Annotated in this window: 12 protein-coding genes; 6 read left to right on the top strand and 6 right to left on the bottom strand. The window is 41.4% G+C overall.

What is annotated here, in order from left to right; genetic code table 11:
- Nucleotides 1–94 precede the first annotated feature (94 nt).
- The 6 genes from CWD90_RS14200 to CWD90_RS14225 all read left to right on the top strand — a co-directional run bounded on the left by CWD90_RS14200 (nucleotide 95) and on the right by CWD90_RS14225 (nucleotide 6823).
- Nucleotides 95–571 carry a RidA family protein gene (locus CWD90_RS14200; RefSeq protein ID WP_103476738.1) on the top strand — a complete coding sequence of 159 codons (477 nt, stop codon included), beginning with the start codon at nucleotides 95–97 and terminating at the stop codon, nucleotides 569–571.
- 4 nt (nucleotides 572–575) lie between these two features.
- Nucleotides 576–1808: an aminotransferase class V-fold PLP-dependent enzyme gene (locus tag CWD90_RS14205; protein ID WP_239986525.1), complete on the top strand. Its 1233-nt coding sequence runs from the start codon at nucleotides 576–578 to the stop codon at nucleotides 1806–1808.
- Between the two features lie 153 nt (nucleotides 1809–1961).
- On the top strand, nucleotides 1962–2888 hold the full coding sequence (locus CWD90_RS14210) for an RraA family protein (RefSeq protein ID WP_103476739.1): 927 nt from the start codon (nucleotides 1962–1964) through the stop codon (nucleotides 2886–2888).
- Nucleotides 2888–3430: a nuclear transport factor 2 family protein gene (locus tag CWD90_RS14215; RefSeq protein WP_157941238.1), complete on the top strand. Its 543-nt coding sequence runs from the start codon at nucleotides 2888–2890 to the stop codon at nucleotides 3428–3430. The genes CWD90_RS14210 and CWD90_RS14215 overlap by 1 nt, the downstream gene beginning before the upstream one ends.
- A gap of 27 nt (nucleotides 3431–3457) precedes the next feature.
- Nucleotides 3458–4546 carry a bile acid:sodium symporter family protein gene (locus CWD90_RS14220; protein WP_239986526.1) on the top strand — a complete coding sequence of 363 codons (1089 nt, stop codon included), beginning with the start codon at nucleotides 3458–3460 and terminating at the stop codon, nucleotides 4544–4546.
- Between the two features lie 51 nt (nucleotides 4547–4597).
- Nucleotides 4598–6823, top strand: a complete 2226-nt coding sequence (locus CWD90_RS14225) for a DUF7133 domain-containing protein (protein WP_103476741.1) — start codon at nucleotides 4598–4600, stop codon at nucleotides 6821–6823.
- A gap of 19 nt (nucleotides 6824–6842) precedes the next feature.
- Here the strand turns inward: CWD90_RS14225 and CWD90_RS14230 are convergent, their stop codons facing one another.
- From CWD90_RS14230 to CWD90_RS14255, 6 genes are all read right to left on the bottom strand, one after another.
- Nucleotides 6843–7835 (bottom strand): Gfo/Idh/MocA family protein, encoded by a 993-nt coding sequence (locus tag CWD90_RS14230; RefSeq protein ID WP_103476742.1) that lies wholly within the window; start codon nucleotides 7833–7835, stop codon nucleotides 6843–6845.
- Nucleotides 7836–7843: 8 nt separating this feature from the next.
- Nucleotides 7844–8755: a dihydrodipicolinate synthase family protein gene (locus CWD90_RS14235; protein ID WP_103476743.1), complete on the bottom strand. Its 912-nt coding sequence runs from the start codon at nucleotides 8753–8755 to the stop codon at nucleotides 7844–7846.
- 154 nt (nucleotides 8756–8909) lie between these two features.
- Entirely contained in the window at nucleotides 8910–9842 is a 933-nt protein-coding gene (locus CWD90_RS14240) for a dihydrodipicolinate synthase family protein (protein ID WP_192878029.1), read from the bottom strand.
- A gap of 1 nt (nucleotide 9843) precedes the next feature.
- Nucleotides 9844–12186, bottom strand: coding sequence for a hypothetical protein (locus CWD90_RS14245; protein WP_103476745.1), 2343 nt, complete (start codon nucleotides 12184–12186; stop codon nucleotides 9844–9846).
- Between the two features lie 48 nt (nucleotides 12187–12234).
- Nucleotides 12235–12930: a formylglycine-generating enzyme family protein gene (locus CWD90_RS14250; RefSeq protein WP_157941239.1), complete on the bottom strand. Its 696-nt coding sequence runs from the start codon at nucleotides 12928–12930 to the stop codon at nucleotides 12235–12237.
- 20 nt (nucleotides 12931–12950) lie between these two features.
- Entirely contained in the window at nucleotides 12951–14180 is a 1230-nt protein-coding gene (locus CWD90_RS14255) for a hypothetical protein (RefSeq protein WP_103476747.1), read from the bottom strand.
- Nucleotides 14181–14311 lie beyond the last annotated feature (131 nt).

Raw genomic sequence — 14311 nt, forward strand, 5'->3', positions numbered from 1 at the left:
GGACAATATATAATTCAATAACAAGCTTTTGGAGCTTTTAGAGGATCATTAATCAATTTATTACATAAAACAAATAATCATAATTTAAATAGGCATGGAAAACAAAACAACAAGAAGGGCATCTTTTAAGAAACTAGGAATGGGATTGGCAGCTATGTTTGGCCTAGGTGCCGCCGCCAAGGCTATGGACGATGGATCAAAACCAAAAAAAGAAGTCGTTGGAGACATCGTTATGGATCAGGATATTCCATTATTTTCAGGAGGCGTAAAACACGGGAATACCCTTTATATTGCTGGGAAGGGCGCACATGTGGAACCCTATGAGATCAAGGCACATACCGAAATTGTATTGCAAGAGCTGGAAAAGGAGTTAAAAAAACATGGTTCTTCCATGGAAAAAGTGCTAAAAGTGAATGTGTATTTGGCAGATTTGGCGGACTACAAAGGGATGAACGAAGTATTTAGGGGGCGTTTTGGACCAAACCCACCAGTAAGGACTACTGTGGCAACCTATGGCGGTGTTCCTGGGAATTCATTAGTGGAAATGGACTGTATAGCCGCCTTGGATTAATAATATGATTTCAAGAAGGAAATTATTAAAGAATTTATCGGCGCTGCCGGTAGTTGGCGGATTAATGGGAACTGGATTATTGTCTGCAAATGCACCGGGTAGACCGCTAACAAATCCACTGGAACTAGATCTTTTTAAGGAACTTGGAGTTACCCCTGTCATTAATGCTAATGTAACTATGACTTTTTTGTCGGGCTCTTTAATGAGACCGGAAGTCATGGATGCCATTAATTCTACAGCGCATGATTTTGCGAATATGCACGAATTGCAGGATAAGATAGGGGACAAGATTGCGGAAATGTTGCAATGTGAAGCTGCTATGGTTACTTCCGGTGCCGCCTGCGCAATGGTTCTAGGAACCGCTGCAACAATTACGGGAACAGATGAAAACAAGAGAAAGCTATTGCCAAATCTTCCAGGTCCCCGTCCAGAGGTTATTATGCAGAAAAGCCATAGGTATGTATTTGACCAAGCGATTACCACAACTGGTGCCGTTATTGTTGAAGTTGATGGCCCAAGAGAAATGCAACAGGCTATTAATAGCAATACCGTAATGGCCCTATTCTTTAATGCAGCCGGTAAATCCAGTATTTCACATGAAGAGTTTGTAGCTATAGCTAAACGTAATAAAATTCCATCTTTTATTGATGCAGCGGCAGACGTTCCCCCGGTAGAGAATCTCTTTAAATTTCAAAAGATGGGGTTCGATTTAATTACTTTTTCTGGCGGTAAGATGATCAGAGGACCACAAAGCACAGGATTGTTATTTGGAAGAAAAGATCTGATCGAGGCAGCCAAATTGAATCATAGTCCACATGAAGCTCCCATTGGTAGGCCAATGAAAGTAAATAAAGAGGAAATGTTCGGTATGTATGTAGCCTTAAAATCATACTTGGAAAGAGACCATGAGGCAGAATGGCAAGATTGGTTAAATCGTATAGAACGTATAAAATTGCAGTTGGAAACCATATCTAGCGTAAAAGGAGAAACCTATATTAGTTCTGGGCCTGCAAATGCTTTCCCAAGTATGTTGGTCAGTTGGGACCCAAGTAAAGTCAAGATAAGTCCAAGTGATGTTTACAACGAACTCAAAAATGGAACCCCCAGTATTGTTACAAATGTTAGAAAAGACGGGAAGAAAGAAAAGTTGACTGTTGGGGTGGTATTATTGAAACCCGAACAGGTTGATATTGTTGCAATTCGATTAAAGGAAATTTTAGAAAAAGCCTATATGTAAGTGTTATTACTTAATTTATTTTACATATAATGGGTTACTTAATAGCGCAAAACGATACTGCTGAACACATATATTATTTGTTAAATCCTAAAGAATAGATAGTATATGTATGTTTTATAAAAACGATCAATATTTTTTAAACCTTTTTACCTAATGAAGTTCACTAGAATAGTACTATTTCTTTTCTTATTTACCCTCACTTTTAATGTCTTTGGACAGACCCTTCCCAAGGAGGAACTTATTTTTTTGACTTCCGAATGGAAAGGGGAACGGTTCGATGATGGTCGCCCAAAAATCCCTGACGATCTTTTGGAGCGGGCAAAAAAAATTGGTATCGATGATGCTTGGACCGTCCTTGAAAATGAAGGTTATAAGAATCAGTTCGAGGGCAATTGGAAAATGGTCCATAACGATGTTCCAGTTGTAGGCAGGGCACTTACCGCCCTATTCATGCCAAGCCGTCCCGATGTGGAGAAGAACATTAAGGAAAGGGGAATAAGTTCCCAGGGAAGGAAGGGCAACACAAATTCCTGGCCCATAGAGGTACTTACCAAGGGCGACGTATACGTGGCCGATAGTTTTGGCAAGATCGATGCGGGGACCCTTATGGGGGCTACCTTGGCAACCTCCATTTATAGCAAGTCCGGTAATGGCGTGGTCTTTAATGGCAGTGCAAGGGATCTGGAGAGTATTAGCCAGATGGAAGGATTCAACGCCTTTGTGCGGGATTTTCACCCGTCTTTTTTGGAGGAGGAAGTACTTATGGGGCTCAACACCCCAATACGGATAGGCCAGGTGATGGTATTGCCCGGTGATCTTGTTCTTGCCAAAAGGGAAGGCGTACTTTTTATTCCTGCGCATTTGGCCGAACAGGTAGTGGGCACTGCCGAGTTTGTGGCCCTTAAGGACCAATTTGGCTTTGAGATGGTCAGGACCAAGAAATATTCTACGGGAGAAATAGACAGCCAATGGACCGAACAGCTAAAAAAGGAATTTTTGGTGTGGTTGGACAAACATCCCGAATTGGTGAAGATGTCCAAGGAGACGTTAGATAAGGTATTAAGCAAAAGGACATGGTAATGGGACAACATAAACTTATGAAAATGATAAACTTTAACGGCACCCGAACAATAAGCAGCGTTTGGATAGTTGCCATGTTGGCCCTGTTTGTTTTGATGGGGTGCAAACAAAATGAAAAGCAGGCAAAGTCTGAAACCCCGACCATTGCCATGGAGCAGGGACAAGACCCTCCCACGATCGATGAAGTCCAACAGGCGGTGTTGGCTTTTAATAAGGTCATGGTGGACCCTACCGCGGAACTAATGGAAAGGCTTTGCGCAGAGGAACTCACTTACGGCCATTCGAGCGGATTGATCCAGAACAAGGCCGAGTTTATAGATGATCTATTGAACGGGGCATTCGATTTTTTGTCTTTGGAAGCTCCTGATCAGACCATACATATTTCAGGGAACACGGCCATTGTCAGGCACATTTTTTTAGCCAAGGGCACCAATTCCGGAGAACCTGTGGATGTCCGTATCGGCAATATGCAGGTATACCAAAAAGATAAGGACGGCCAGCTCCGGCTTTTGGCCAGACAGGCCTATAAATTGCCCAACTAGAACCAAAATAACCTAAACCAAACTATTTTGAAAAAATTGAATATTTATTCCATTAGCCTTGGCATGGCCGCCATATTGTTATTGTCCATCCTGGGGATGGTCTTTAGCGGTAACATTGAACATGCCGGCCTTTTGATTATGGCCTTTTTTGCACTTCTGGCCCTTGGCTTCAGTGGATACAAGTCCCTGAACAGTTATGTTTTTACAGCCTCCATATTTGCAGGGGTGGCCTTGGCGCTCTATTATCCCCAACATTTTTTGCAGATAGGCGATTTTAAGCTTACGGCCTTGATCATACCCTTGATCCAACTTATCATGTTCGGCATGGGAACCTCCATGAAACTTGGCGATTTTGCAGAAGTCATCAAGGCGCCCAAAGGGGTCTTGGTCGGGGTTACGGCACAGTTGGGTATAATGCCCCTTATGGGCTTTGCTTTGGCTAAATTCAGTAATTTTCCACCGGAGATTGCGGCAGGGATCGTTTTGATCGGTTGTTCTCCAAGTGGTGTAGCCTCCAATGTAATGGCCTATTTGGCGAAGGCCAATCTAGCACTTTCCATCACAATTACCTCTATCTCCACCATTCTAGCACCCTTTATAACACCACTTTTAATGAAGTTGTTGGCGGGGGAATTTATAGAAATAGATGTTTTGGTCATGATGTGGAGCATAGTCAAGATGATTATTTTGCCGCTTGGAGTTGGACTGCTCATTAACCAATTGAGGGGAGACAAGGGGAAATGGTTGGATAAGGCACTTCCTGTAATTTCCATGTTGGGTATCGGACTTATCATTGTAGTAATTACGGCTGCAGGTAGGGATAGCCTTTTGGATATTGGCGGAATCTTGATGTTATTGGTGTTGATCCACAATTTATTTGGCTATATGCTTGGGTATTGGTACGCACGCCTATTGAAATTAAATGAACAGGATGCACGTACTATTGCACTGGAAGTGGGGATGCAGAATGGCGGCCTCGCATCGGGCATTGCAAACTCATTGGGCAAAATAGCTACCATGGGTCTGGCACCTGCAGTCTTTGGACCCCTGATGAACATTACCGGGTCCATACTCGCTTCCTATTGGCACAAAAGACCTCCTAAAGAAAGTAATTGATACTCATTTAAAAGTTAAATTTGATCAAACTAAAAACAATTAAATAGTAATATGTTGATTTTAAATAAATTAAGAGTGGCCCTGCTTCTTGTGGTCATTGTAAGTTGTGGAAAAAAGGAATACAAAGATAAAATATACGAAAAACCAGAAATTGTAAAGGAAGCTCCGTCGGACTTTCTTTCTCCTGAAGAAAGTCTAAAAAAGTTTTATCTACCCGAAGGATATAAGATAGAATTGGTAGCGAGTGAACCTATGGTAAATGAACCTGTAGCTATTGCGTGGGATGGCAATGGCAAGATGTATGTAGCTGAAATGAGTACCTATATGCAAAATGTGGATGGCCTTGGTGAAGACGAACCTACTAGTCAGATTAAACTCCTTATAGATTTGGATGGGGATGGTAAAATGGATAAGAGCACAGTGTTCATAGATAGTCTTTTACTTCCTAGGATGATTTTACCCTTGGATGACAGACTTATAGTGAATGAAACGTATTCCTATGATTTATGGAGCTATAGGGATACCGATAATGATGGTGTAGCTGATGAAAAAATCAGGATTTACGAAAATCCTAAAAGAAGGGGAGGTAATCTTGAACACCAACAAAGTGGTCTAATATGGAACTTGGACAATTGGGTTTATACCACCTATAATCCATTGCGTTTCAGATTTAATAAGGATGGAATAAAAGTGGATTCCTTGGTAGATGGCTCTAGTGGACAATGGGGGCTAACCCAAGATGACTTGGGACATATGTATTATTCTTCTGCAGGTGGAGAAACTGCAGCATATGGTTTTCAAGTACCGGCAATCTATGGGGAAGTGGACCTAGAGGGACAAATTTCCGAGGGATTTATGGAGCCATGGCCTATTGTTGGTACCCCTGATGTACAGGGAGGTGCCGAATTAAGATTGAAGGAAGATGGCACCCTGAATAAATTCACCGGGGTTGCCGGACAAGAAATATTTAGGGGGGATAAATTACCTCCTTCTACTTATGGCGATCTATTTATTCCAGAACCTGTTGGAAGGTTGATCCGCAGGGCAAAAATAAAAAATGAGAACGGGAAAAAAGTGCTGTACAATGCCTACGATGAAGCCGAGTTTTTGGCATCTACCGATTTGAACTTTAGACCGGTCCAGGCACAAACAGGACCTGATGGGAGTCTATATATTGTAGATATGTACCGCGGTATTATTCAGGAGGGTAACTGGACAAGGGAAGGAAGTCATTTAAGACCCGTTATTCTTCGAAAAGGTTTGGACAATAACATTGGAAGAGGTAGGATTTATCGTATTATACATGAAGATATCAAACCGGATGGAAAACCCGACCTTTTGGATCGTTCCGCAGCCGAACTAGTGGATTATTTGGGACACCCCAACGGATGGTATAGAAATACGGCCCAAAAACTGATTATAATAAAAGGAGATATGGGCGTTGTGCCCAAACTGAAGGAAATAGCATTGAATAATGAGTCTTTTTGGACGAATAACTTTGGAAATAAGGACTATCCCCTTGAAAGGGTACATGCCCTATGGACATTAGAAGGGTTAGGTGTTGTGGATAAGTCACTTGTTCTTGAAAAGCTGAACGATCCAGACCCCAGGGTCCGTATTACGGCTATCAGGTTAAGTGAGGAATTTTTGAAGAAAGAGGATCAAGATATAATGCGGGCCTTGGCCATATTGCAAACAGATGGCGACATTAACGTAGTTAACCAATTGGTATTGAGTTTACGTTATTCCAAAAGTACTGAAGGCTCAGATCTCTTGAATGCTATCTCAGAAGAATACGGCGAAAATGAGCTGGTAGCTGCTTCCGTGGCATTAGGTTTAAAAGCTAAGGATTCAGATTTGCTAAAATTGAAGCATGGGTTGGCCAGTAAAAGTAATGGTCATAAATGGAGGGCTTTGGAAGGTTATGATATTTATAAACAGACCTGTGTTACCTGCCATGGTCCAGATTTAAAGGGGGTTCCCAATGGGGAAAATTCCCTGATCGCACCTTCTTTAATTGGTTCGCCAAGAGTTATGGGCGATCAGGAAGTGCTTGTAAAAATTCTTTTAAATGGACTTACTGGTCCAATAGACGGAACGGAATATGGTATTATGCTCCCAATGGGATCCAATGACGATGATTGGATTGGTCATGTGGCCACTTACATTCGTTCTATGAACGATACTACCATGGTCCATGAAAATGAGGTGAGGGATATTCGTGCCAAAGACCCTGACAGGAAAAGCTACTGGACTTTAAAGGAACTGTTGAAGTAATGTAAAAAAGGGGACCGAATTACAGACGTATTCGTTGCCCCTTTAAATTGCTTTCTTCTAACTTTTCAATAACAATCATGTTCTTAACGGCATCCTCCAAGGGAGTGGGCACAGGGGTATTATTTTTTATGGCCAAGGCAAAAAGGTCGGCCTGGATTGTGTATTGATTACAGATATCAAATTCAATGGTTTGGCACTCCTCGTCTATTGTGACCCATATTTTTGCTGGCCTATCTATCGGAGGGTTAAAGGGCAGTTCAAATCTTATATTTCCCTTGGTTCCGAAAATTTGTGCCTGTTGATTGTACGCCAATTGTGTTGCACTGAAGAATACAGAAGTCCCGGTTTCAAACTCCAATATTCCTGAGGCTAAAATATCTACCTTGAAATCTGGGTGATAGTCTATTACTGCGGAAATACTTTTAGGTTCCGAATTGAATATATAACGGGAAAGGGAAATAGAATAACAGCCAATATCCATTAGACTTCCGCCACCAAAATCTTTTTTATTTACGATGCTATTGGGATCGTCTTCATAAAATGAGAAGGAAGATTGTATCGTTTTAATTTCACCAATTACCTTTTGGTCCACAAGTTCCTTGGCTTTTATCCATTGTGGATGATGTCTGTACATAAAGGCCTCCATAACCTTTAGATGGGGATATTTTTGGGAGGCCTTCAACAACTTTTCAGCCTCCTTACTGGATAGTCCAACTGGTTTTTCAACCAGTACGTGCTTGTCCGCTTCCAGGGCTTTTATGGCCCAGGCAACGTGAAGATGATTGGGCAGGGGAATATAGACGGCGTCTACCTCCTTATCTGCTAGTATTTCTTCGTAAGAACCGTAGAATTTCGGAATTTTAAATCGCTCGGATATATCCTTCGCCTTGTCCAAATTCCTTGAGGCAATAGCATGAACATCACCATGTAGGCAGTTGAGCATTGCCGGAATTACCTGTTCCGTTGCAATATGGGCAGTGCCCAAAACACCCCATTTTAGTTTTTTGTTCATTATTATATTTAAATGACCTTTAATTCTTCAAACTGGTCTAAAAATTGTTTTACTTTCTGACGTTCCGTATTTTCAAATTTTCGTAACGGTAGTGCCATATTGTCCTCACAAATGTCCATTACGGATAAGGCGCATTTTATACCCTTGGTAATTCTGGAGGAATTCTTACCTACACAATAAATTGTGCTGTTTACAAAGGCAACCTTGTTACGCAGTACTTTTATATCCTCTAAATTGTTATCTACCGAGGCGTTGTAAAGATCAACAAATAACTCTGGCAAGAAATTTGCCCCACCAGCAACTGCCCCATGACCACCATGTAGTATAGTCTCTGGTAAAAACATTTCCGTCCCTACAATAATGGAAAATTCTGGGCTCTCTTTAAATGCTTCAATAAGTGAGTAGAAATAGGACATATCCCCAGAGCTGTCCTTAATGCCTATGGCTCCTAATTCCTTGGCCCTTTTTACGGTTTCCAAAGAAAGGTGCAGTTTAGTACAGCTTGGCATATTGTACATCATAACGGGTAAGGACAATTGTGGAATTAAGCGCTCCAAATAGTCGATCATTTCTTCTTGGGAAATGGGAAGATAATAAGGAGGGGCTACAACAACTGCTGTGGCACCAGCCTCTTTTGAGTGGGCCGCAATTTCCAAAGAACCATTAAAGGAGGTATCGGTTATACCCACTAAGACAGGAACTCTTCCTCGGATCATTGCACAAGCCTTGGTAATTAGTTCCTTTCGCAGCGCATAGGTAAGGCTCGGTGCTTCCCCATTAGTGCCTAATAGGAAAATACCGTGTACGCCACCAGTAATTAGATGCTCTATCAGTTTTTCCAAACCTTTTTCATCCAAACCACCGTCTGCGGTAAGGGGGGTAACCATTGGGGGAATAATCCCTTTTAATTCTAATGTCATATATTTTCTTTTGTTAAGAACAAAGTAAATTTAAAAGATAGGGGTGCACCACAACTATATTATTTAAAACAGATAATATATTGCCTATTGTGTCTTTTATCCCACAGATTTGTAAGAACCTGAGATAAGATTGCCTGTGGGGTACTCTGCAATGTCAGTATTTATCTGCCCTTTGGGCCTTCAGTTGGTTTTCAAGCAGCAGTATTCTGTCTATATGTTTGTCAGCCAATTTTTCATGCATGGCATCAAAGGGTATAATGGGATTGCGTACGTTGGGGGTTTTATAAATACCTTGTCGATACAATAACCGTTTAAAAAAATGTATGGATATGTCCAGATGTTGATTAGAAAAGGCCAATACAGGAATTATTTTCTCAAACAAGGCTTCTGCCTCTGCAATCCTCCCTGCTTCAAACAGACGGTGTATTTCGGTGTAAATGACATGCATCCCTGTTGGCATAAAAGCGTGTACTCCTCTTTGAAGCCCCTCTATCATTTGTGTAACGGCCCAACCACCACTTAGGTTCAATTTGCCTTGTGTCAGTTCCAAAATACGGGAATATTTTGGGCCGGCCGGAACGGTTTCGATTTTTAAACAGCGAAATGCGGGTACTTTTTCGAATAAATCGCATATAATTTCATCCGATAGACCATATCCAGTTGCATCCCAATCTTGTAACATGATCATTTCCGGATCAAGTGACGCCAGTTCCATAAAATGATTTTGAAATTGGCATTCGTCAACATAGGGAATTTGAAACAATACGTTTTTACAACCTAAATCCATATAGGCTTTTAGGATTTCTTTGCTTTTTGATAAATCCTGTTCCCCTGCACCACCTATAACGGGAACCTTGTCACCTACTGTTTCCAAGACTAGGCCCAGCATCTTGAGTCGCTCCGTTTTGGATAATTTATATACCTCCGCAGCCATAGCGGGCACCAAAATGCCAGCGACACCAGCCTCCACAGCCTGCAATACATTGTTTTTTAATGCCACTAGGTCTATGGTATCCGCTGTAGTAAAAGGAGTGTTGAGTACGGTAACAATTCCTTTTAGGGGATAGAGTTCTTTTTCGGCCCACATATTATGGTTGTTTAATAAGCCAAACATCGGTTACCCGGGATTGCTTTCTCCAATTCAGGTGTTCCTCATCGGGTTTGTCAAAGGTGATATTAAGTTTACCGTCCTTGATCAGATCCTTCGGAAGGGGAAATTCTTTAAATTCCTCAAAGCCTTTTTCATATTTGCTAGGTTTTAACCTTTCACCATTCGCCCTTAAAAGTGCTTCGCCATAACCTGAAACACGAATCAGGTAATTGGCATTGACATCCAACTCAGTGTACTCCAAAGTGGGACTGAACTGGAACAATTGGGTAGTGAGTCGTTTCCTACTTAAGCCGTTATTTTCCCATAAGAAGTCAATGGCATCATCTGTTTTGGAAGTTTCATGAATGGCATCATGACTGGAAATATTGTCATAAAAACTACCATCCCCAGGGAATTCATAATTTCTAATAAATTCCAATCGTTCTAATTTTTCGGCCTCGGATTTAAAAGCTTTAATTTTTTTGAACTCGTCCTCCAACCACCATCTATTATTTAAAGGATAATCTATAAAATCCAAAACTGCACCTCTTTCTGCGCCGCTTGCATTATACTTTTCCACACTGGTCTGCGCACCTATGGATTGAAATAGCTTTTCACCATAGTCAAAAACCCTTTCCTTCAGGTCTTGAGAAACCAATTCGGTATCTGCTTTATTAATGTGTTGCAGGGCATCGTTCATAGCCTTATCCGCCCCAATGGCCTTGGCCTTGGCCAGTATTTCATAAGCTTCAGCTTCCAGACCTTTTTCGTAGGACAGACGGTCTTGTATATAAGCGTCGTAATAGGCGCGCATAATTAATTGCTGCCATCTCCAATTATCTACCAGATCAGGATTGTTGGCCTCCAATTTTTTCCAAAGGGCCAAGGTTTCTTTGATCGACTTGTTCTCCAAAATGGGTCCGTCCCAGTTCTTTTCCAAGTCAAATATGCCTTTGGCCGCTTCTTCTGCCACCTCTGGACCAAAGAAAAATTGTGTGTATTCATGGATTATGGTTTTGGGATCTTTCTTGGAATCCCAACCTAATTGGCTCCATAGAATCTTATTTACATCATCATGAGTACCATCAGAATAGGTAATAAAGCCATCCGTGTATTTGCTGTCCCTATTAAAAAGCTTGGTGTACATGAGTGGCTGTGGGTTAGTGGGTTCCCTGCCCAAGGTCAATGCATATGCCTGATCCCATTTGTCCACGGGATAATGGCATCTAACGGTATGGGTTATATCTGGATAAAATCGGTGCATGTATTTTTTTGGCAACATTTCGCGCTCCAGGGCAATTGGGGGGCTACTTGGTCCGTAAACAATGCCTTTAAGCCAATCTGGACTCTCTTTGTCTAGGTAATCAAAAAAATAATCTACTTTTTCCTTATTAAAACCTTGTAAGGAAACCCAAATACTGGCATTTGGATGGTATTTGTGCAATATTTCCGACAGGTCATTTAAATAGGGTATTAGCTGGGCGGGATGGTTTTCCCCTGGGTCGCCACCTGGAACAAATACACCATCCAATCTAGGACATTTTGCATAAAAGGCCTCTTGCTCCACAAGTCCTTCTTGATGGGCATTTTTTATGGTCAGGTCATGTGGTGCCGGTGTCCAGACCCAATACTCAGCATCGTATTTTTCACATATTTTGCTCAATTCCACTTCCATAACTTGTGGGTCTACTTTAAAGTGGGGACTTGAAGTGGCTTCCTGAAATGGAATGTTTTCAAAACTATTGGCACCAAAAAGTACCTGTTCCCTAAAATGCTGATCAAACTGTTCCACGGTCCAGGAGTCCCAGGAGTTGGCTGTATTCCTATACCCAAACTGATGTCCGCGAAGAGCGTACTCCGGAGCTTCGGAAAAATCAAAATTGGGAATAAGTGTTATTAGGTTCTTACTCATTTGAGCGGTTCGCAATAGTTTACCAATCCCATAGAGGATTCCTCTTTCATCTGCCCCAATGATCCATATGGTGTTTTTATGGCCTTTAGTCTCATGAAAAATACGATAGCCTTCTTTTTTAAACTCATTCCGATCCTCACCATCTCTGGCAGGAACCTTTTCCCCAAAGAGTTCCTTTTCATTGGCCAAGGTAAGGGCAATGGTGGTTTCGGAATCCCAATTATTTTGTAATCCTAGTCGTAGATCGGTGCGTTTTGCAATCTCTTCCACAAGTATGTTAACGGCTGTTTCCTGCACGGGCGATTTAAGCTGTGTAGATATCATAATATTTGCCTTAGAAAGATCCAAGGTTTTTTGAGCTTGCTCTGTACAGGACAGCAGGGTGCCCGAAATAATAAATGCCAGCCAAATTTTTAGTTTTGTTTTCATCTTGTGTAACTTATTTACGTAATATCATTTTTGTTAATGGGAAATTTTCTAATCTAAGTCCTTTACACAGCGTATTCCTACGGGGTAGACGTGTATTTTTTCGGGCAACACATAATATCGCTGTGAGGTACGGATAAAGGAGTGGTTATTAAAATTGGATCCCCCGCGCATTACCTTATAGGTTTCGCCGTATTGTTCCATGGGAATTTTATTGCCGGGGTAAGGTTTATACCAATCTGCTGTCCACTCCCAAACACTGCCCGCCATATCATAGCAGCCATAGGGACTTGCAGGTTTGGCAATGGAAGTTCCTCTGGTTTCTTTTTGGTCCCAAACTACATAAGTGTTGTCATAGGTATTCCCCCATGGAAATACCCGGCCATCGATTCCCCTGGCTGCTTTTTCCCATTCTTTTTCTGTGGGCAATCTTTTACCGGCCCATTGCGCATAAGCGTTGGCTTTTGACCAAATGACAATTACGGCATTGTTCTTTTTTTCCGGAGGAAATTTAAAAGTGGGATCAAATTTGGCAAATTCTGCATTGCTTACTTCGTACTTATCTATAAAGAATGCCTTTGTGCTTGAAATTTGCTGAGGTCGCTCATCCGGGTCACCATAAGTGCTGCCCATGATGAATTCTCCGGCAGGAACATAAACCATTCCTTCAGGGGGCATTGGCTTTTCTTGCCCAACAGCATAGTGCAAGTTAATTATTATAGTTAGGAGACATAAAAAGGTTTTCATAGGTTTCATATTATTTGTGATTACCATTTTTCATCAATTATACCGTAATACCTCCCAAACCAGTAATTTCGGATCATGGCCGCTGCAGTGCGTTCTTCCTCCGAGCGTACCATTTTAAAACTACCATCTTTTTGCGGGATTTTAAATTCTTTGGTTTTACGTTCAAATCCCCACATGTCTTTTATACCTTGCTTTTTCTCTTCTGTAAAAATGTCCTCCCCCGTAAGTACCTTATAAACCATTAGAAACCAAATATTACTTTCCCAAGTAAATTTGATATCCTTCCAATCATACCAATGTCGATTTAAATTCATTCGGTATTTATTTAGTAGGCTAGGATCTTTCTCTAGGCGCATAATCATATAAAGTGAACGTGCTGCGTGGTAGTCATCTCCAACGTTACGCCAGTCTTCTGGAAAAAGAATTTTGGAATTAATTTGATGGTCGTCATAATGATAACGGTCTATAAGCATGTGGTAGGCGACATTGTAGCGTTCCTTACCTGTAATATGGTGGGTTACCTTAAGCGCAGCTAACACTTCTAATGAATTAAGTTCTTGATGTGGAAGGTCTGGACAAAAATTGCCCCATAAGGTCATTTTACCATCAAGGTCGGTAAGTTTAAAATTATCGTCCACAACCCGCCCAATAAAGCGGTCGAGAAGGCCAGAAGCCTTCTCTTTGTATTCGGCATCTGCACATAATTCCCAGAAAGTACCCACGCCGTAGAAAATGGAAGTGAATTTATCGGCACTTAAATCTCCTAGCCACCTGTAACCTGGCATGGAAGACGATTGGTGCCATTCATGGTACCACATTACCTCTTCGTGCCACAACGGTTCGTTGGTTCTGTTAAAACTGCGAGCTACCAGTCCTTCAACGCCCGTTACTTTTTCCAATTTTAAAATGGCTTCAAATATTTCATTGGCTATTTTTCTATCCTTGGAATCTTGTGTAATGGCATACTTATGCGAATAGGCGGCCAACATTTCAGAGGTGGGGTCAAGGCAATCGGCCTGGGATCCTACAATAGGTTGCTCCAAGCCAGCAGGGGGAAAAATTACATGTTGCATAATGGCCCCTTCGTTCCAATGGTTGCCAAGCATCAATGCATCAAACATTTCCACCTTTTTATATAGAGGGTCTGTTTTTTTGGGAAACTCATTCACTTTTTGGGCAAATATGTTCGGGATTGCAAAAAATATGCAAACGGCAACCAAGGTCAATAAATAATATTTATGCATGGCCATTTCCTGTTTGTTAGCAATTAAAAAAAGGGTTCAATATTCTTTCTGGTTTTACCCACATTCTTTATAGTACAATAATATTAACTCATTTTAATCAATAAAACCAATTGAATATTTGTTTGGGTTAACATATA

Origin of the sequence: Arenibacter catalasegens, assembly GCF_002909235.1 — a bacterium.
Taxonomy (GTDB): Bacteria; Bacteroidota; Bacteroidia; order Flavobacteriales; family Flavobacteriaceae; genus Arenibacter; species Arenibacter catalasegens.